We start from the raw sequence: 20,947 nt of genomic DNA, 5'->3' as shown, positions 1-20,947 counted from the left end.
GTAAGGAAACCGCATTTTCATCTACTAAAGTATAAGGACATTTGCCTACTCGCTTAAAAAATATTCCTGTGGATATCTCCCAATTCTCGGAACGTATAAACCAGACGCTGTCCACGCTTGAGTACGGGCAGAACCCCGATGAGCTGTACGCCCCCATCCGGTATATGATGGAACTGGGAGGGAAAAGAGTGCGTCCGCTGCTCACGGTATTAGGCGCTTACCTCTTCCATGACGATGTGGAGAAAGCCATCATGCCCGCCATTGGGGTAGAGGTTTTCCACAACTTCACGCTCATGCACGATGACATCATGGACAACGCCCCCTTGCGCCGGGGCAAGGCCACCGTGCACGAGAAATGGAATACCAGCACGGCCATTCTCAGCGGAGATGTGATGCTAGTGCGCGCATATGAATTCTTTTTAGGAATTGAGCCCCAAAAACTACCCACGGCCCTCAAGCTATTCAGTACCTGCGCCGCCGAAGTATGCGAAGGCCAGCAACTGGACATGAACTTTGAGACCCGGCAGGATGTGCAGATTCAGGAATACCTGAACATGATCCGGCTGAAAACGGCCGTGTTGCTGGGCTTCAGCCTGGAGTTAGGGGCGCTGCTGAACAATGCTCCCGCTGAGGACGCCCGGCACCTGAAAGAGTTCGGGATCAACATGGGCATTGCCTTCCAGCTCCGCGATGACCTGCTGGATGTGTATGGTGATCAGGCCAAATTCGGGAAGCGCGTAGGCGGCGACATCGTCTCTGATAAGAAGACCTATTTGCTTCTGAAAGCCATGGAACGTTCCTCGGCCACGCAGCGCAAAGAGTTGAAGAAGTGGCAGGGCCAGGGAGAAAACGGGCAGGAAAAGCAGAAAGTAGAAGCCGTTAAATCCATCTATGATGAGCTAGACATCCAAGCCACTACCCACAGCCAGATCAACCACTACTTTCAGAAAGCCCTGCACCACCTGAATGAGGTCAACGCCCTGAACAGCAAAAAAGAGCTACTCCGGCAACTGGCCCTTCAATTGATTGAACGAGACAGCTAAGCGTTTTCTGCCTGTTTTAACAGAATTGGGCAGAAAACGAAACCGCAAGAACTTTACAGGTTTAAAGCCGACCAAGCTAAACAGGAAGTCTCTGTTTTCGGTTTAATTTTACGAAAGTACCCTTATAGCAGCGCTTCGTTTCTGACAAGTAAGATTATTTAAAAGATACCTTTCCCGAAATGTGGGATTTATCAGTTGGTACACCACCTTTCTGATTTCCCAACAGCATTTTATTTACCTATTTGACCATTATGCCCATCAGTATCACCCTCATCATCATAGCAGTCACTGTCCTGGTTTCTTTATTCGCTTGGCAAAACCAGAACCTGATGGAGAACTGGGTGCATCACCCACAGTCGGTGGCACGCAATAAGGAATGGTGGCGTCTGCTGACCTCGGGCTTTCTGCACGCAGATTTCATGCACCTCTTCTTTAACATGTTCTCGCTGTACTTCTTCGGGGGGGTGGTGGAGAATCAGTTCATGGCCGTTTTCGGGTTTACCACTGGGGCCGTTTTCTACGTGTTGCTTTATCTGGTGGCCATCATCGTGTCAGATTTGCCTACCTATTTCAAGCACAAAAATGACAGCCGATACTATTCATTGGGTGCCTCGGGTGGGGTGGCGGCCATCATCTTTGCCAGCATTTACTTCAATCCGCTCACTGAGATGATCATTTTCCCAATTCCCATTCCTATCAGAGGCTACATCTTTGGGGCGCTGTATCTTTTCTATTCTTATTACCTGAGTACCAGGGGTAATGACGGAATCAATCACAGTGCCCACTTCTACGGAGCGGCTTTCGGGTTTTTGGTAAGTATCCTTTTAGTGCCCGGTCAAATCCTTATTTTCTTCCAAACCATCATGCAGTCCCTTATTGGATAGTAATTTTTGGTATTTGCCCCAGAAGCTTGGCTTCATCCTTTCTTTAAAAAGAAACGTATACTATTGTAATACAGGGTTTTTAAAGAATAGGAGGGTAGATGCATGTTGAATTTTACAAAGATATGTCTGGTGTTTTGCCTTTGCTTTGGTCTGCTAGCGAATGGCTGGGCACAGTCCATGGTAGCCAAGGTAGCTTCTGCTACCAAGGTAACTAATATGAGTTTAGCCGAAGGTATTGCGCAGAAAGACAGAACCCTCCTGGATCTGGTCACCAAAGCCGGATTGATGCCAGTTTTATCCGGTGCCGGCGAATACACGTTCTTTGCCCCTTCCTCCGCTACCATAGCACAGCACCAGAACGATTCCCCAGATCAACTGAAAACGTTTCTGGAACAGCACATTGTGCAGGGAACCCTTACCAGCGATGATCTGCGGGACGGGGCTGACCTAAAAACCCTGAACGGAAACAACCTGCGCATCTGCCGCAAAAAAGGAAACCTGATGGTAAGCGGAGTGCGCCTTCTGACTACCGACCAACAATACATGAATGGTGTCTGGCACCAGTTGAACGGAACCATCCAATCCAGCACCTCTAACCTATAAATGATACGTGTGAGTGCAAAGAGGGTCTGCCACCAGCGGCAGACCCTCTTTGTTTAGGCTAATCCTAAGGATTGTTTCATACCCGGTTTCCTGAAAATGGTCTTATAACGAAAGTCGTTTCTATTCCCTGATGGTGCCATTCTGAACCTTCTGTTCGATGATAGAAATTGCAGAGGCGCCAAAATACCCAAGGGCTCCGTTGCTTATGTTTCCCGGTGCATTGGCCGGTGGAGAGTCAAAGGGGCCGCCCGTGTAATACTGCATGCGCGAGAGAACCCGGAAGAACTCATAGCCGGGCCGGTCTAGGGAAAGCATCTCCACCTTCATCACATCGCCTTCTTCCAGTTCAATGCCAATTTCAGGGTCTCCGTAGTTGCCATCGTACAGGTCATCGTTGATGGCGATGATCTCTTTGTCGCGCTCGCCGTTCACATAGATGTTGAACTTGTAAAGGTCTCCTTTTCCGGCAGGTTCTCTGAAGTAGAAAGTACCGTAGTAGCCTTCCTCCACCTGGGCATTGCCTTTCTTGAAGCGGTACACCAAAGAATCAATGGTGCTTACGGGTTTCAGGTAGCTGCTGGCGGTGTATTCCTGTCCGTTCAGTTGTACTCTCAGGGAATAGGTGTTGCCGCGCTTGCCTTGCAGTTGGCTTGTCTGGTACAAACCGTTGCCTTTGGCTTGCAGGATTTCTTCAAACCCTTCATTATCTGAGATGCGCACTACGGCATTGTCAAAACCAGAGGAAGGTCCTTGGTTCAGGTAACCTTTAGACGAAGAGAGGCGCACGGAATAGGGACCCGGCTGATCGGTAACTAAGCCCTCGATGACCACTTTGGCGGCATCCTCGGGTAAATCGTATTCTATGACTTCCTCACAACTGCTGAACAGGAGAGCAGAGTAAAGCAGGAGAAACAGATACTTTTTCATGAGCTGTACTTAGGATATTCTTAGAAATTGAAGTTGTAAGTAAGCGCCGGAATAATTCCAAATAGATAGGTTTTCACGGCTTCGGTTTGGTTGGCGTTGTCCTCGTTTTCCCGGAAAGCAATGGAGAAGGCATTCTTGCGATTATAGGCATTGTAGAGCGAGAGGCTCCAACTGCTGTCATGCTTCTTCCCGGTAAGGCTTCTGGGGCGGTCATACGTTACGGCCAAGTCCAGACGGTGGTAAGCGGGCAGGCGGAACCCATTGCGCGAAGAATAGATAGGGTAGGAATGTCCCTCGTACTCAAACCGACCGACAGGCATAGTAGTGGCCCCGCCTGTGGCGTAGGTCCAGTTGGCACCAAAACTCCAGCGTGGGTTCAGTTGGTAGGTGGTCACCACATTCACCGAGTGGCGACGGTCATAACGCACTGGGTAGGCCCTTCCACCATTGATGCCCGGCACTTTGCGGTCGGTTTTAGACCAGGTATAGCCAATCCAGCCGGTGAAGTCGCCTTTCTGTTTACGGACCAGGAATTCTGCGCCGTAAGATGTGCCGGAACCGCGCAGCAAGACCGTGTCAATGCGGTTGTTCAGGAACACATCAGAATTGTCTTTGTAGTCAATCTGATTGTGCATCCATTTATAGTACACCTCCATAGAGGCCTCAAACATATTGTCTTTGAAGTTACGGAAGTACCCGGCAGCCACTTGGTCGGCGATTTGCGGCCGGGTGTACTGGTTGCTGGGAACCCAGACATCAAATGGGAGCGAGGCCGTGGAGTTAGACAGCAGATGCAGGTACTGGCGCATTCGATTGTAGGAAGTTTTCACCGAGCTCTTTTCATCAACCTGATACTTGGCCGAGAAGCGAGGCTCAAAGCCCATGTAGTCTTTGATCACCTCCAAGGAACCGTAGTCTTTGCGCCCGATTTTGGTGAAACCATCCTGAGCGTACTCATACACTGTTCCCTTCCCCACATTGGCGAAGTAGGAGAAGCGCAGGCCATACTCCATGGAGAAGCGCGAGGTGATCTCATACTGGTGGCTCAGGTACGCAGCAGCTTCTATAGCGTTGGAACCATCTAGCCTGATCTCGTTGAAGTAAGACTCGGGCCCTGGTTTCACTACCCCCGGCTGAAACCGGTGGAACGTGCCCACCAGACCAAACTTGAACTGGTGCTTCGGATTCAGGTAGTAGGTATAATCGTTTTTGAGGCTGTAGTCAATGATGTGCGAGGTCCAGGTGAACTCCGATGATTTTTCTTTGGAGCCCAGCGAGTAGTCAAAGTCTGAGAAGATGAGCGTGGTATTGGTGAAGAGTTTGTCATTGAACAAGTGGTTCCAGCGCAGGGTAGCAGTAGCGTTACCCCAGTCAAAAGCGCCGGAGTTGTTACCTGCCACATCACGCCCGAAATAGCCGCTCACGAACAGCCTATCTTTCGGGCCAAGGATGTAGTTGGCTTTCAAATTCAGGTCGTAGAAATACAGCTGATTGTCTTTGATGCCTTCGTCTGAGCTAAGCTTGAAGAACACATCGGCGTAGGTTCTCCGGCCCGAGAGGATGAAAGAGCCTTTGTCTTTCACAAGGGGAGCCTCCACAGTCAGACGGCTGCTCAATGTTCCAATTCCGCCGGAGGCAGCAAAGCGTTTGCTGTTTCCTTCTTTCATTCTGATGTCCAATAGAGAAGATAACCTGCCCCCGTGTTCGGCCGGAATGCCGCCTTTGTAGAGCTGCACGTCCTTGATGGCATCGGAATTGAAGACCGAGAAGAAGCCCATGAGGTGAGAGGCGTTGTAGACGGGAGCCTCATCCAGCAAAATCAGGTTCTGGTCCACGCCGCCGCCCCGTACATAGAAGCCACTGGTACCTTCACCGGCGGTCTGCACACCCGGCGTCATCTGGATGGCCTTGATCACATCCACCTCACCCATCAGGGCGGGCATTTTCTTGAGCTCGGCCACCTGCATCTTCATGGTGCTCATTTCCATGCTGCGCACGTTCTCATCTTTCACATCGGTGCTGGTCACCACTACTTCCTGCAGGGCGGTCTGGTCACCTTTAAGCTCGATGTTCAGTTTCTGTGGAGATGAAAGTGCCACGGTCTGCGTGTACGTGGCAAACCCCAGGTAGCTTACCACCACCGTGTAGGTGCCCTGTGGCAGGGTGAGGGAGAAGAAGCCGTACTCGTTGGTAGCCGCGCCCACGCCCGAGAGTTCGCGCACGCTTACGGTGGCGCCAATGAGACCCTCGCCGGAGGACTGGTCTTTCACGTAGCCGCTAAGCGTGAGTTTCTGTTGAGCATTTCCTGCAAATGGAAGAAGCGAGAAAAGAACGCAGAAAGAGAGCAACAGCAGGCCTCTGCGATAGAAGAAGGTTTGTTCACTGGAATTCATATATAGGTAAACAGGTCTGGTACATTGGGTATATGACCGCAAACCTATCCGTTACCCCTATATATGCCTTTCTATATGTGATGGAGCAGGTGTATTTTTCTCCCAAACAGGATAAATAAAGCTTGAATCAACTTTAGAAGGAAGGCCAACAGCAGAAAAAATGGCCTAAACTGCCCTATTCAATATCGGTACCTCCTATTTAAGTAAGCATCTCCGAAGGAGCTTAGAAAGGATAGCACAAGGGTAGGGTATTGGGTTTTAGGGCTGTTTTAGGGAAAACGACAAATAAATTGAGGTGCCCATGCAACCCTTACGCACGGCTTCTCATCTTTAAGATGAAACGTAACGCTACTCCCATGAAAAAAACCAACATCTTTCCTTTGCTGGCTGTGCTGGCCCTTATCGCTTCTTTGACTTCTTTTAAGGCAGCCAACCTTGCTGCGGTGGCAGATGAGCAAACCCGTAATGTGGGTCCTTTCCAGAAAATAGGGTTAGCATACCCCGCCGATGTGATTCTGCGGCAGGGCAGCACCCAGAGCGTGAAGGTGGAAGGAGATAAAGAGCAGTTGGAGCAATTAGTGACCGAGGTATCAAACGGACGTCTTTCCATCAAGCAAAAAAACCAGAACTGGAACAAAGAGTGGGCTTCAGGCAAAGGCCGCGTGACCATCTACATCACCGTGCCGCAAATCAATGAACTGGCCGTGAGCGGATCTGGCAAGATCAAAGGCGAAGGCATGTTCAAGAGCAATTCCCTGGATCTGGCCGTGAGTGGGTCTGGCAGTATTTTGCTCAGCGCCAATGTAGAAAATGTCTCCAGCCGCATCTCGGGCTCGGGCAGCATTGAGTTGAAAGGACAGGGGCAGCAAAGCACCATCTCGGTGAGCGGCTCCGGCTCCATGAAAGGATATGAATTCAAGACCAGCGACGCCAAAGTAAGTATCAGCGGCTCTGGTTCCTGCGAGGTAAACGCCACCTCCTCCCTGAAAACCAGCATCAGCGGAAGCGGCAAAGTGTTGTATGAAGGCTCCCCCAGCGTAGACAGCCGGGTAAGCGGAAGCGGCTCGGTTAGAAAACGCGGCTAAGCTTCTTATTAAATAGCTGGGTTGTTCGCACAGGCAGACTTCCGGCATATGGTGTTTTAGGTGAGCTTTTGGGAAATGGGCCGGAAAGCGGCAAGTCAAATCACATTTCCCATGTTTAAAGCCAGAGGGTAGGGGAAACCAGACTTCATTTATTCAGGGTGTTTGGAGAGAGACATAGAATAAAGTCCAGGTTTCCCTTTGCCTCGGGTGATACCTTTCTCGGTAGAATCAGATACAACGTAATCCTCTGTCAAGCGCCGCCCCCAGAAACTTGGGAACGGTGCTTTTTTATATTTAAGCCAAGGAAAGAATGAAAATGGAGAAGTAGGGGTAAACGGGAATTCTCCTGTCTGAAGAGAAGATTTCCTGACCCTCGTTCTCTATGAAAACATTTTCCTATGCGCTGTTGCTGGTAGCAGTTGCCCTGCTGAGTACTGCCTGTATGAGTTCTTACCAGTCACTTTCTGATAACCGTTTGTCTTCTATTCCAACGCCGGTGCAGCAACAGGAAGTGGAAGTGTTTTTTCCCGGCGAACGGCCCACAGATACCGCCTATGTGAAGATATCGGTGCTGGAGCAGAAAGTAGAGGGAGAGGTGGCCTATGCGCAACTAGTAGAGCAACTCCGGAAGAAAGCCCAACTAGAAGGCATGGATGCCCTGCTGCTGTTGGGCAAGAACCAGAGCACCCGCCTCAAGAGCGATGCCGGTCTGCTGGAGGTACTGGTGGAGATAGCCTCCGGCGAGGAAATCGAAGACTCGTACTCTTCCGTGACCACCCATGAATTGAGCGGAGTAGGAATCAAATACAAGCGGAACCTCCGGTACCTGCCAGATTTCATCCAGCGAAAGCGCATTTTCATCCTGGAGCAAGGACAAGACTCCCTGTTAGCCACCGTGACATTAGACCATGAAGGGATGGATAAAAAGGTAACGTTACAGCACGAGACCGCCGGACCTACCTACCGGCGGTTTGTGCATGACTATAACCTGAACCATCTGCTCAAAGAACAGGGGCCTACCTGGTACTACACAGCCGTGGCTGGGCAAGTGCAGAAACGGAAGCTAATGAGTGGCGACGGAAGCGGTGCCCTCAAAACCATCAAAATCACCTACAATGCGGCCCAGTTACCCGAGAAACTGGAAATACGCCGTCCGGGCTTGCCCCAGCCTGAGGTGCTCACTATCTCCTACAATGCCCAGAAACAAGTGACCCAGAAGTGCCTGTACCGGGGCAAACAGTTGTTCCTGAAAGAAACCAACACCTTTGATGCATTGGGTAAACTGGAAAGCACCCTGCACGAGAAAGTGCAGGAGGGGCACTCTGTGCCTTTCCTCAAAACCGTGTATGATTACTACTCCTTACTTTCCTTTAACTAGCAAACTTTCCGTTTAAGGGCAGTTTTAGTCAAATCAGCCCTTAAACGCAATTCCTTTATCCTGAAGATCAATTAAGGGTGCGGGACCGGAACAACAAAAAGCCCACGTGCCCGAAGACGGTCCATCGGTTTTCTTCATTGTCATAGTGGATGACATGAAGGGCGGCCGGGCCGATGGGTAACTGCAGGATAATGCCGGTGCTGGCCGTCAGCCGCGGACGGTCAAAGCCGCTGGCCCTGATGGCTTCCTGCAAAGGCCCTTCCTCCAAGGGGCCGTGAATCAGGTGCACAAATGCCTCGGTGCGCCACTCAAATTTGGTAAGCAGGTTCTGGGAGTAACGCAAACCAGCGGCCCCATACCGGGTAGCTCGGTACCGGTCCAGGAACAGGGTGCGGGTGTCTGGCAGGGGAGTGAAGGCCGGGGCGGTGTTAAGTGAGGAGCGGTAGTTAGAGAAGGTGCCCTGCGTACTGACCATCCCTTCCAGGAAATAGCCCCACGAGCTTCTATCCTTATTGAAAGGGAAGTATTCTTCCAGCGTACCCGATACCTGCAGCCATTTGTGGTCTGCGGTGCGGGGATCGGTTATCAGAGAGGTAGTACCCGGCTTATAGGCCTCTTCCCCCATCACCCCGCGTACGCCCATCACGGCACGGCGGCCGCGGGTAGAGTACATTTTGCGGTTCAGGGAATTGCGCTCAAAACGCAGGGCGGCAGTGATTCCGTTGAAGTCAGTTTCGTCCAGAACATCTTCAGAAGACACGTTGCGGAGGTTGGTGTACTCGTCTTCGTTGGAGAAATAGGCGCCCTCCAGTACCACGCGGCTTCTGAAGTTGTGGCTGAAGCCCGTTTGCAGCCCCACCTTGAAATCGCGCTGCCGCACCTGGGTACTGGCCGCATCGCGCTTCAGGAAATCGTTGACGTCGCTGTAATTAAGGGAACTGTACATCACCGAAGGTTCCACGTAGAAAGGCAGCTTGGTAGGTACGTTTACCCTGAACCCAAACTGACCGGCGGCATAGAACCGGCCTATGTTGGCATTGCCCCCTATGGTGTACAAAAGCCGATTGAGGTAACGGTATTCCAGCCCAATGTACAGGTTGTCTACCGGACGGGTACTGAAAACCGCGCCCACCTCAGCGGTGGCGTTGTTGCTCTGCTGGGCATCAATGCTGAGTTCATAGCCTTCGGTGAGGCTGTCAAACCTGATGCGCGGGTAAATGCCCTTGAAAAAGTCATTGGCGGCCAGCCGATAATAGCCTTCCTCTATGTTCCCGATCTCATATTTGTTGTCTTCGCCCCTCCTGAAGAAGTTACGGACGTAATTGTGCTGGTTTTCTTTCAGGCCCTGGATTTTGACACTGGTGAAACGGGCAGGCGGCGCTTTCTTCTGAAACTCCTGCCGCCGCTGCTGCAAACTCACTGAGTCTACCTCGCGCCGGATGCGCTGCTTCATAAGCGGAAGTTTCTCTTCGGCGGCTTTCACGCCCAACTCAATCAGGTCTTGCACGCGGTCAAAGGCCGTAGTGCCATAACCTTCCAGATCGGGTTGGATAAGGATGCCGTTAGGACCCACGGCCAGGGTATCGGCTACGTCAAAGCCCAGGAACACCAGGGAGGAACTCAGCAATTCGTCGTCTTTCTCGTGCGGGTATTTCTTGAAGGAGACATCGCCCACGTTCACGCCTATGATCACATCTGGCTTGAACTCAGAACGCATGACATCGGTAGGGAAGTTGTTGAACAGGCCTCCGTCGAACAGATACCGGCCATCAGCTTGCCGAATGGGACGAAAGGCCAGCGGAACCGCCATGGAATTACGCACGGCATCTGCCAGGGAGCCGCTGCGCTGCACAATCTGCTGGCGGGTGAAAATCTCGGCGGTAAGGCTGCGGTAGGGTACAAACAGCTTGTTGAAGTCGTATTTAGAAATAGCTCCGCCAGCTGCCAGGGTAGACGCCAAGGCGTAGTTCAGGTTCACATCGCTCACCAAGCCGCTGGTGGTCTGTACTTTGATGTTCTTATTCAGGGAAATAGGCAGACGCAAGGCCGCCGGTGAAGGGTCTAAGCTGAAGTAGTTGAAGGCGTGTTCCTCCAACTGCCGCCCAGACACCCAGTACTGAAACTTAGGGGACAACACCAAATCCTCAATATCCTTGGGCGAGTAACCGGCGGCGTACAGCGCACCCACCACGGAGCCCATACTGGTGCCCACAATGTAATCAATAGGGATGTTGTTTTTTTCCAACACCTTCAGGACCCCTACGTGGGCCAATCCCTTGGCTCCGCCGCCACTGAGCACCAATCCAACTTTCTGCCCCTTTGCCTGTAAGGAAACAAGCACCAGCAGGAGCAATGTTACCCTTAAATGGAGTAATCTAAACATATGAATAACACTAGAAATAGAAGCGTAGCTACAAGGCCAGGAGTTTTGCTCTGTTTTCTTCAGGCAGAAGTGAGGGGCATTTCTGGTCAGTGAAGAAGCGTCAATGAAGAACCCTAAAAGCCATTCGTCAAGCCGATTAGGTGCACTTACTACTTGTTCAAAGAAAAGGTTAGTATAAATACCTGAAAAGAAACAGAAGAGTTGCTGCCTTCAAAAAGAAGCAGGAACGAAGGGCCATCCGGCCGATGTCACCTATGTTTTATAGAACTCGGCAGAGCGTTGATTGTTTAAAGCAATAAAATAGGAGTATTACTTTTTCTCCTGTAACGGTACAACCCAGGGCGAAGGTGTGTGGGGCTGCCACGGGACTGCCGCTAGGTTCACGGTGGAGTCTACCAGCAACTGAGCCGGCCGGTTGTTGAGGCTGACGTTGGTATGCGCAAACACCTCTACCTGACGGTACCCCAGCTTTTGGTATTTACGGGCTAAAAACTGGCTATACTGCCATAGAAGATCAGGGCGGGTAGCCACGGTACGGGTTTGCTTTGAAGTAAGATGCGCCTCTGGATTCTCCCAGAACACCTTACCGTCTGCCACTACCTTGAAACGCGCGAACCCCGTTTTAAACCGAAGCATCATGTGCCAGGACATCCGGTGTCCTTCCTCGCTCCAGTTGGTATTGCCGGGGAACCACCACTGCCGCATGGGCAAGGCTACCTGCAGAAGGAGGTGCACGGCCAAAAGCAAAAGAAGGCTACGTTCTGCCAACCCCATTGTCTGGGAGAGAGGCTGCGCCGAATCAAAAACTGGTTTACGGCGCAGGAACTTCCTTCTGATGGTCTCGGGCGGGAAAAAGAAGACGCACAAGGCCAGGGCCAGATACGGGAAAATACCGATGTGAAACACCGCTGAGTTGAACCCGTGGAAGAAGATGGCCATCAGAAAAGCCAGAGGACGGGTGTAGCGCCAGAGCAGCAAGGGCACAATCAAGAGGTCGAAGAAGATGCCGCCGTACACCACTATTTTCTGAAACCAGGCTTGCTGCAGCAATCCACCGATAAGCCAGTAGTGGCTTTTATTCGCAAACCACGTCCGGATTGGAGTGCCGGCCAGCCAATCTACGTTGATCTTGGCAATGGCCGCGTAGGTGTAGACAATCCCCATCTGAACCACGAAGATGGTGAGGCACCAGCGCGGGCAGGAAAGCGACCGTAACGCTGGGTTCCGCCGGGCATCCAGGGAGGCGTATGCGTGGGCAGGCACCAGCAGCATCAGGAAACAGAGTACCAGCAGCAGGTAGTAATGGTTGTTGTAGCTGGATTTCTGCATGAGGTACGCGCCCCACCACAGCAGGGTGAAAGCCGCCATGCTAGCCCGATAATAAAGCCCCACCATCACCAGAAGGCCCAACACCGCCATGGTGCCGTAGTAGAAGTACATCCCGTTGCCCGGCAGCGGCCTTACCCATTCAAACCCGATGAAGGGAAACAGAACGGTAGGTTCTATCATGTTCTTCTTTACCCAGCCCGTGGCAATAGCACCCGCGGTTTCCAGGAACAGGAGCAGCCCAAACATCCACCGGAAAACCACCAGCGGCGCATTGTCTACCGGTTGCCGGAGCCACGTCAGAAGCGAAGGTTTCAGGGCTGATGCCGTGTTGGTGGTGGAGAGCATGGGAGACATTTCTCAAATGAATATGGAAGTTAATTTATACTCGTTTTTAAAAATTATGAAAGTTACCAATGACACTAATTCAGAGTTTTGTCATTACTAATATCAGACTTTTAAATTTAGTGAAGCTGTTAGTCAACTGTGTTGGATGATCTTGAGGCTAAGCTAGACGGAAAGAGCCTAGAAGTGCAGGTTAAACCAATGTTGAGTTTTAATTTTAAAACCAGATGAGTAAAGCCTAAATGTCTAAAGCCGTCACACCTGTTTGAACCTGAATAAGTCAATGTACTGGTCAGTCCATGGGCAACTAAAGGTCAGCATTCGCCTTCTAGGGCCGACTAAAAGCAGACTGTTGTAGCTAATGGCGATAACCGATGCCCTGACTACCGCCATTAAAGGCTATCTATTGATTTCATAAATAAACTTTGCTGTTTAATAGAATTGTATTTAACTCAATCGCTAAATGGTAAGAACCATTCTAAAGTTATATAGTTAAACCTAGTTTTATTAAATGTTTCTCTCAGGATATCATAATGCTATTTCTGTTAGTTAGGTCTATTTTAATAAAATGGTAACATCTATAGAAAGATGTTTATCAAAAGTCCTGTCTATGTGAGTGAAAAAGCATCATAAAAATTTTATGACGTAAAATTTAAAAGAAGGTAAATACCTTATTAATTTAATTTTTTTTTTTAATTAAAATTAGAATTATAGTATTATATACCAAAGTTGAAAATTATTTTTATTTTTGTAATTAATCCTATATATCCAGATTAAAGTCCCTTATATCCATACGTTTATATTAATGAAAAAACAATTATTATTCTTTGTTTACATTTTCTTCCTTATTAGTAGTTGTCAACAAGACCAAGAAAATTCTTTTAACGAGATCATTAAGTTCCAGGCCTTCAACGAACAGAATGCACATTCATTAAAAGAAATCATAGATTTTAAGATCCAAGATCAGCTAATTGAAGCAGTTGTGCCTTATGGAACAAAACTTACCAATATGGTTGCCACTTTCTCTACAACTGGGCACGTTGTGCGGATCAAAGATGTGGTGCAGGAAAGTGGCGTTACGATCAATGATTTTTCCCAACCATTAGAGTATACGGTTGAAGCAGAAGACGGTAGTACAAGAGTTTATCGTGTAGTAGTAAAACAAGAGAGCGGAAGCTCTAACGCAACTTTTACTTCATTTAAGTTTGAAGTAAAAAACAATACTACACAGTTACTAGAGGATGTGGTTTGTCAAATCATTGATGATAAGATCATAGGAATTATACCTTATACAAGCTCAGTTGAATCAATGGTGGCAACTTTTACTACAAATGGTAAAGTAGTGAAAGTAGTAGACGCCTTGCAGTTGAGTGGTGTGACACCTAACAATTTTACCCATGGAGTACAGTACGCAATTGAAGCTGAAGACGGGACCATTAAAAACTATACGGTTGAACTTCATGTATTCACTGGTCTACCTTTAGTGTACATAGATACTGAAAATAGGGCTCCTATCTTAAATAAAGAGAACTACGTTTCAGGGCAAATGAAATTGTCAGGAGTTGGTGCCTCTTTTAAAGGAGACATCCAGATTAAAGGTAGAGGCAACAGTACTTGGAATATGCCTAAAAAGCCCTTCAAGATAAAGTTGAAGGAAAAAGCTTCTCTATTAGGAATGCCTGCTGATAAAGAATGGGCCCTACTAGCCAATTACGCAGATAAATCTTTAATGAGGAACGCTGTTGCTTTTGAACTCAGCAAAAGGTTTGGTTTAGCTTATACTCCCAAAGCCCAATTTGTAGAGGTAATTTTAAATGGAGAGTATTTGGGTAATTATTTGTTGACTGAAACAGTTAAAGTATCTAAAGACAGAGTCAATATCACTGAGATGAAATCAGGTGATGTCTCTGAAGAGGCAATTTCTGGGGGATATCTATTAGAGGTAGATGAAAGACTTGATGAAACTTTCTGGTTTAGATCATCCCGGAATGTTCCAATTACGATTAAATCCCCTGAAGATATTGTGCCTCAACAGCTCAACTATATAAAAGATTACATCGGAAATACTGAGAAGGCTATTTTTTCTGCCACGTTCACGGATCCTGTAACTGGTTACGCAAACTATATTGATGTAGAAAGTTTTATTAACTGGTACTTAGTCAATGAATTACTAAAAAATAGGGATGCAGCCTTTTACTCAAGTGTTTTTTTATATAAAGAGCGGAACAAGAAGTTATTCTTAGGACCAGTTTGGGACTTTGATATAGCTATGGGAAACGTGACTTATGATAACAACGATAAGCCTGAAGGTTGGTGGATTAAAAATTCAATTTGGATGAACCGTTTGTTTGAAGATCCTGCTTTCAGAAAAAAAGTAAAAGACCGCTGGAGCGAGTTAAAGCGGGAAGAAGTAAACACTATTTTTACTTATATTAACAGCACTGCTGGCAAACTGAAATATTCACAAAAAGAGAACTTTGAAAAATGGGATCTTTTAGATAATTATACTTGGCCAAATGCAGTTGTTACAGGTTCGTATGAAAATGAAGTACAATACCTGAAAAGCTGGCTTCAGAGACGAATAAATTGGCTAGATTCTGAAATCAACAGAATGTAAACTGATCTTATTTATGTTGATGTAAACTGCTCAGAGATGTCAACATAATTACAATGCCCCTTGTCAGAATACTTCGGTTTCTGGCAAGGGGCATTCATAATAACAACTTTGTTCCCAAAATGCAACACCCAGCACCCAGTTACCACTGCCTTGCGGAAGGTACATGCAATAATTAGAGAATGGGTGAAATCTCAAAATTAGTCGCTGGCCTACCCTTTTTCCTTTACTTGGTAGGTTAAGTTTCTTTATAATAGATTAAATAGAATATGGAAGAATGATTTAACCTATAGAAATAACTTTCACTATTTCCTAAAAAGTTCTTTCATCATTTCACCTTCAGTTACCATTTCTATGCGCATTAGTTCTGCTACAGTAGCGGCAATGTCCCTTTGCCTGTAATATGTATCTATAGTAGCGTTCTTTTTGAAGTCTGGTCCTGCAGCGAAGAGCGTAATATGCCGGCAACCTTCGCACCCATCACCATGTGATACAAAACCATCTGCCATACCATCTAAGTGACGACCATGATCATTGGTGACCAATAAGGTAACTTTGTCTTTATAAGCTTTATCTTTATTGAGATAAGTCCATAATTCTGCCACCAAGCTATCTGCCCTTTTAATTCCCTGTAAGTATCCAGACCAGTTGTTTGTATGACCACCTACATCCGGATCCTTGAAGTTGATTAGCATTAATTTAGGGTGGTCTGTTTGCAGTACTTTCATGGCAACCTCAAAAGTAGTGAGATCACTCCGGTAGCCTGAACCAGAATTTGTGCCACAATTAGTACTTGGCATGTACTGGTTATGCCATGCACTATCACTAGAGTTAGCAAGTATTTCCAATTTACCCTTACTGGCAATTATCCAGGCACTGTTAGCCGGGCTTTTAGTTTGTTGCCGCCATGCTTGAAAAAAGGAGGGGTTCTTTGGAAGCTCTTTCCCAGAATTTTCAACGTTTTGACGGTAACCTGTGGTAATAGTGCCATGTCCTGGGTTAGTAAAGGTAACCCCGTCATTGTAGAAGTTAGTCAGGGCAATTCCGCCTTCTGTAAGGAATTGTTTAGTAAGAAAAGGAGCATAAGTATGATTACTATCCCCAAGGGTCTCTGTAAAACGGGGTCCATCAATCACAACAATTATGACACTTTCCGTTTTATAAGCTTCCTTTAGTTTTGGAGGTGAAACTTCATCTGTAGAAGTACAACTCTGTTGGCAAAAACAAGCTATTATCAATAGACCTAGTATAAAAGAGAACCTCTTGGGTAAAAGCCTTTTCATAGAAATGTGGTTAGAGCAATTTCTTACGATGGAATCAAATCATTAGTTAATTACAGGTAAGGTTTGACAAAAAAACATTTGATAGTAGAAGTTTTAGAAGGAAGTGTTTTTTTCACCGTTGAATGGTCCTATATGGGCGGTGAACATCTAAGAACTTCTATATAGATTTACGTAAAAAGGATTAAAAAAGCGGACCATTTCCTCCAAAGGTAAATGGTCCGCTTTTTTAATCAGTTATTGGAAAATGAGTCTAAAACGCGCTTACCGCAACGGCTTAGGCATCACCGGTAGGCTCTCGTGGCCCTCAGCGTCTACGGCTTGCACGGCAAAGAAGTAGTTGTCTTTGGAGTAGGGCAGGGTAGTGGTGGTGCCTTCCACGTAGATTTTCTTTTCCCACATAGGCATTGACGTATCACGCATGAGAATGTAGTAACCGGCTGGTCTTTCACCCTTAGATGGAGCCTTCCAGCGCAGTTCGGTCTGGTTGGTGAGGTTGCTGGTGACTACGCCTACTTCCTCAGGAGAGGCAGGGGCCAGGGCTAGGTTAGACAGGGTAGCCAGGTTCATGGCCGTGTTCTTGCGCACGTATTCAAAGTCTACGTGTTCTGGGAAGTCGCCGTAGTTGATGCCGTTCTCGGTACGAACATCCTGGTGCTGGTAGCGGTAGTTCTCGTTCATCTCGCACACCCGGATAGCGGTGAAACCAGCCTGGCTGAAGGGAGTATGGTCGCCCCCACGCAGGAAACGATCAGTGCGGTAATTGAGGACTACTTCCAGTTGGGGAATGTAGCGTGCCGTGATTTCTTTCATGTAGCGGGCCAACTGGCGGCTGCGGCTGTCGTTCTCGCCACCGATGCTTTTGCGCAGGGCTGTCATCTCGGGGGTTTCAAACGCGGGTACGCCCTCGGAGAAAATCCGCACGCGGGTATTGTCTTTCAGGTTGGTTTCGTCTGAGAAGGAGTTGCCAATCATGTCATTGTTGAGCATGGCTACCAGGTTCCAGTTCTCTTTCTTGGCGCGCTCGGCTAAGTGTTTGGCTCCGTAGAGACCTTGTTCCTCGCCCTGCACGCAGACAAAGATGATGGTGGCCGGAAACTGTTGTTTGGCCATAACACGAGCCAGTTCAATCACGGCAGCAGTTCCTGAGCCATCGTCATTGGCGCCAGGGGCTTTGCCTTTGGCGTCCATCACGTCGGTGTTGCGGGTATCAATGTGGCCGCTCACGATGAACACGCGGTCATCAGTCGGATCGGTGCCTTTTAGGGTGGCCATGACGTTGGCGAACTCAGTGTCCTGCGGGATGCGGCGGCCATCGGCTTTTACGATGTATTTGTCCTGGGTCACGATCATGCGACCCCCAGAGGTGGCAGCAGCTTTCTGCAGCTCGGCCTCGGCCCAGTTGCGGGCGGCGCCTATGCCTTTCTTTTTGTCTTTGACGGTGCTGAGGGAGTGGCGGGTCTCAAAGCTTACCAGGCCGCGCACCAATCGTTCCAGTTCCTGGGCAGACACCTGCTCGGTCATGGTTTTGATTACGGGGTCTACTTTGACAATGCTTTGGGCCCAGGTAAGGTTTGGTAAGAGAAGCAAGCCCAGGGCTGCCGCACTGACACGGGCAAACGAGGAAATTGGATAAAACATAAAAGGGGAAATGGCTTTGTTTGTATAATCAGACTTGTAATTTCCGGATTATTCTGCAGAAACCAATGGTGGCAGGCGGGCAGCAAAGGAAAAAACGGTTTTCGGCCTGTTTTGGGTAAACCAAGTGAAAAACACCGGGTTGAAAATGTTCTTCGTGGAACATTTCAGGAGGAAAGCAACGTGGACCCGCCATAGTACGTTTTACTTACACCACCAATTGCAGAAACTATGAGTCAATCCGTGTCATCCATTATGAGCCCCGCAGTGTCACCGGGCAGAGAATTTCTGGACAGCGTCCATTACTACTTTGACCAGGCGGCCCAACATTCTAAACTGCACCCTGGTATCCTGGCGCAGATCAAAATCTGCAACAGCGTGTACAAAGTCAATTTCCCGGTAGAGGTGGACGGCAAGATCCAGGTAATAGAAGGAATCAGGGCGCAGCACAGCCAGCATAAATTGCCTACCAAAGGCGGAATACGGTACAGCATGCACGTAGACGAAGACGAGGTTGTAGCCCTGGCTACCCTCATGACCTTCAAATGCGCCGTGGTAGACGTGCCTTTCGGGGGAGCGAAGGGAGGCGTGAAAATCAATCCCAGAACGTCATCGGTGGAGACCCTGGAGCGGGTTACCCGTCGTTTTGCCTCTGAACTCATCAAGAAAAACCTCATTGGGCCGGCCGTAGACGTGCCCGCGCCAGACTACGGAACCAGCGGCCGCGAGATGGCCTGGATCGCTGATACCTACCATGCGTTCAAATTCGGGGAAACCAACGCCTTGGGCTGCGTGACCGGGAAACCGGTAGGTCAGGGAGGTATCCGGGGCCGGAACGAAGCCACCGGGTTGGGAATCTTCTTCGGTTTGCGGGAAGCGTTGCATGACGAGGCCGTTCTGAAACCACTGGGGCTTTCCAGCGGATTGGCCGGAAAGAGAATCATCATCCAGGGGATAGGAAACGTGGGGTACCATGCCGGTAAGTTCCTGCAGGAAGAAGGGGCCATCATCATTGGCGTGGCCGAGCGCGAAGGCGGAATCTACAACCCAGACGGATTAGACATAGACAGTATCTTCTATTACCGCAAGCAGAACGCCAGCTTTGAGGGGCACCCCGGCGGCACGTTCATCGCCAACTCCGTGGAAATGCTGGAGTATGACTGCGATGTGCTGTTGCCAGCTGCCCTGGAAAACCAGATTCACCACAGCAACGCCGAGCACATCAAGGCCAAGATCATTGCCGAAGGAGCCAATGGACCTATCACTCAGGAAGCCGAACGCATTCTGCATGCCCGCGGCGTGGTCATTCTCCCAGATTTATACCTGAATGCCGGCGGGGTAACCGTCTCCTACTTTGAGTGGCTCAAGAACCTCTCCAACGTACGGTTCGGGCGGATGGGCAAACGAGCCGAGGAAGCCAGCCTCAAGCGTTTGGTGAACACTATTGAGAAAACAACCGGAAAAAGCCTCACCGCCGAGGAAAAGCTGCTGATCATCCACGGGGCCGATGAAAAAGATTTGGTGTACTCGGGCCTAGAAGACACCATGATCACAGCGTACCAGGAAATGCGCGAAGTAACCCACCAAATCAAAGGCATCACTGATCTGCGCACCGCCGGTTTCTACGCCGCCATTGAGAAGATAGGCGTGAGCTACCAGTCACTGGGTATTTTCCCGTGATGGAAAAAAAAGCTTTTCGCTTTCTTAAACCATATACCCCGTTTTCAGGCTGTTTTCAGAAAAACAGCCTGAAAACGGGGTTCTTTTTAAACCTTTCCCGATTTTAACGCCCGGTTTGTAATTTACCCACAGCGGCTGCTACTAATACCCTAAACCTTTACGTACCACGTTGGAGAACCCGGCCTTACGCGCAGAATTTGTGAAGCTCATTGCCCAGGATCAAGCCTTGATCCATAAGGTATGCAGCATGTACTGCCGGGACCCGGAGGAGCGGAAAGATCTGTTCCAGGAAATAGTGCTGCAACTCTGGAGGTCCTATCCTACGTTTAAGCACGAGTCCAAGGTAAGTACCTGGATGTACCGGGTGGCGCTGAACACGGCCGTCTCCAGTTTCCGGAAAGAAAGCCGCCGCCCCCACCACGGCTCCCTCTCTGACATGGACCTGCAGATTCCGGCCGCGCCAGATACCTCCGCCGAATATGAATTAAAGATCAAATACCTCTACGCCGCTATTGACCAGCTCTCGCAGGTGGAGAAGGCCATCGTGATGCTGTACTTAGAAGACCGAAGCTACGATGAAATGGCCGAGATCATAGGAATCACCAAGTCAAACGTAGGCGTGAAGTTGAACCGCATCAAAGCGAAGTTAGAGAAGCTGTTAACCCCGGTGTATGATGAAATTAGATAGCCTCAAAGATACCTGGAAGGTGTACGCGGCCCAAGCCGCTGCTGCGCACCAGGTGACCGAGCACCAGATTGCAGGCTTACTGAAAGTCCGTACAGAGAATGCCTTGACCAAGCTCAAGCGCAACATCTATTTTGAGATGGTGGTGCAGGTCATTACGATTATCTTGTTTGGGGCGTGTGCGGTGCTGATGAAAGAGGACCTGGCGTTTCAGGTGCTGTGTATGGTGGTGATGGTGGTGTGTCTGCCCTTTCTGGGCTATTTCTGGGCAAGATTGTCTTACGTGAAAAGCCTGAACGTAACCACCGAAAATCTCCGGGCCACCCTCCGTAACCTCATTGAGATGCTCACCGGCCTCACCAAGCTTTACTTCTGGACCAACATGCTGCTGGCCCCCATCGGGTTAGCCGCCGGGCAATTGGCTTACCTGAAACTGGCCAAAGGCATCAACATCTCGCACCTTCCCTGGGAACAAATGTACCTGCGCCTGATCATCGGGTTTGTGATTGGGGCAGTATTGGGCTATTTCTTTCTGAAGTGGTACATCAAGCAGATGTTTGGTGGGCATTTGAAAGCGTTGAAAGCGGCGTATTGTGAGTTGGAGAGTGTGGAGGTAGCGGCATAGAGTTGTCTTAGTTCCTTTTGTTTTTTTGTTTCAGCCGTTTTTATTGTCTCCTGGAGTT

15 protein-coding genes are annotated in these 20,947 nt (G+C 49.0%); 9 read left to right on the top strand and 6 right to left on the bottom strand.

All coding sequences use genetic code 11. From position 1 onward, the window contains the following. Positions 1-68: 68 nt before the first annotated feature. From EFB08_RS11005 to EFB08_RS10995, 3 genes are all read left to right on the top strand, one after another. Positions 69-1,043: a polyprenyl synthetase family protein gene (locus tag EFB08_RS11005; protein WP_123126989.1), complete on the top strand. Its 975-nt coding sequence runs from the start codon at positions 69-71 to the stop codon at positions 1,041-1,043. A 251-nt stretch (positions 1,044-1,294) separates the two neighbouring features. Continuing rightward, entirely contained in the window at positions 1,295-1,927 is a 633-nt protein-coding gene (locus tag EFB08_RS11000; RefSeq protein ID WP_317125596.1) for a rhomboid family intramembrane serine protease, read from the top strand. A gap of 102 nt (positions 1,928-2,029) precedes the next feature. Further along, entirely contained in the window at positions 2,030-2,530 is a 501-nt protein-coding gene (locus EFB08_RS10995; protein ID WP_123126988.1) for a fasciclin domain-containing protein, read from the top strand. A gap of 120 nt (positions 2,531-2,650) precedes the next feature. On the opposite strand, the gene EFB08_RS10990 is transcribed toward EFB08_RS10995, so the two are convergent. After that, positions 2,651-3,457, bottom strand: a complete 807-nt coding sequence (locus EFB08_RS10990) for a DUF4249 domain-containing protein (protein WP_123126987.1) — start codon at positions 3,455-3,457, stop codon at positions 2,651-2,653. A 20-nt stretch (positions 3,458-3,477) separates the two neighbouring features. Beyond that, on the bottom strand, positions 3,478-5,850 hold the full coding sequence (locus EFB08_RS10985; RefSeq protein ID WP_123126986.1) for a TonB-dependent receptor: 2,373 nt from the start codon (positions 5,848-5,850) through the stop codon (positions 3,478-3,480). Between the two features lie 356 nt (positions 5,851-6,206). On the opposite strand from EFB08_RS10985, the gene EFB08_RS10980 reads away from it, so the two are divergent. Beyond that, a complete protein-coding gene (locus EFB08_RS10980) occupies positions 6,207-6,935 on the top strand; it encodes a head GIN domain-containing protein (protein ID WP_165864863.1) in 729 nt (242 codons plus the stop codon). A gap of 382 nt (positions 6,936-7,317) precedes the next feature. After that, complete coding sequence (locus tag EFB08_RS10975) at positions 7,318-8,313, top strand: hypothetical protein (RefSeq protein ID WP_123126984.1); 996 nt, start codon at positions 7,318-7,320, stop codon at positions 8,311-8,313. Positions 8,314-8,380: 67 nt separating this feature from the next. Here the strand turns inward: EFB08_RS10975 and EFB08_RS10970 are convergent, their stop codons facing one another. Then, positions 8,381-10,696: a patatin-like phospholipase family protein gene (locus EFB08_RS10970; RefSeq protein WP_123126983.1), complete on the bottom strand. Its 2,316-nt coding sequence runs from the start codon at positions 10,694-10,696 to the stop codon at positions 8,381-8,383. Positions 10,697-11,005: 309 nt separating this feature from the next. Beyond that, positions 11,006-12,379, bottom strand: a complete 1,374-nt coding sequence (locus tag EFB08_RS10965; protein ID WP_227006301.1) for an HTTM domain-containing protein — start codon at positions 12,377-12,379, stop codon at positions 11,006-11,008. Positions 12,380-13,172: 793 nt separating this feature from the next. Here EFB08_RS10965 and EFB08_RS10960 point away from each other — a divergent pair. Beyond that, on the top strand, positions 13,173-14,984 hold the full coding sequence (locus EFB08_RS10960; protein ID WP_123126982.1) for a CotH kinase family protein: 1,812 nt from the start codon (positions 13,173-13,175) through the stop codon (positions 14,982-14,984). A 302-nt stretch (positions 14,985-15,286) separates the two neighbouring features. Here the strand turns inward: EFB08_RS10960 and EFB08_RS10955 are convergent, their stop codons facing one another. Both EFB08_RS10955 and EFB08_RS10950 read right to left on the bottom strand, forming a co-directional pair. Then, on the bottom strand, positions 15,287-16,264 hold the full coding sequence (locus tag EFB08_RS10955) for a sulfatase-like hydrolase/transferase (protein WP_123126981.1): 978 nt from the start codon (positions 16,262-16,264) through the stop codon (positions 15,287-15,289). 261 nt (positions 16,265-16,525) lie between these two features. Then, entirely contained in the window at positions 16,526-17,902 is a 1,377-nt protein-coding gene (locus EFB08_RS10950; protein ID WP_227006300.1) for a M20/M25/M40 family metallo-hydrolase, read from the bottom strand. A 228-nt stretch (positions 17,903-18,130) separates the two neighbouring features. On the opposite strand from EFB08_RS10950, the gene EFB08_RS10945 reads away from it, so the two are divergent. The 3 genes from EFB08_RS10945 to EFB08_RS10935 all read left to right on the top strand — a co-directional run bounded on the left by EFB08_RS10945 (position 18,131) and on the right by EFB08_RS10935 (position 20,889). Further along, the gene (locus tag EFB08_RS10945) at positions 18,131-19,579 is read left to right on the top strand and encodes a Glu/Leu/Phe/Val family dehydrogenase (protein WP_394342967.1); all 1,449 of its coding nucleotides are present in this window, start codon (positions 18,131-18,133) and stop codon (positions 19,577-19,579) included. Positions 19,580-19,778: 199 nt separating this feature from the next. Further along, complete coding sequence (locus EFB08_RS10940; protein WP_262707478.1) at positions 19,779-20,267, top strand: RNA polymerase sigma factor; 489 nt, start codon at positions 19,779-19,781, stop codon at positions 20,265-20,267. After that, on the top strand, positions 20,251-20,889 hold the full coding sequence (locus tag EFB08_RS10935; RefSeq protein WP_125077711.1) for a hypothetical protein: 639 nt from the start codon (positions 20,251-20,253) through the stop codon (positions 20,887-20,889). Before EFB08_RS10940 ends, EFB08_RS10935 begins: the two co-directional genes overlap by 17 nt. Positions 20,890-20,947: the final 58 nt, after the last annotated feature.

The sequence above is a fragment of the Rufibacter latericius genome, from assembly GCF_003721515.1.
In the GTDB taxonomy this organism is placed as follows: Bacteria; Bacteroidota; Bacteroidia; order Cytophagales; family Hymenobacteraceae; genus Nibribacter; species Nibribacter latericius.
This window is presented reverse-complemented; position numbering and strand designations above follow the sequence as displayed.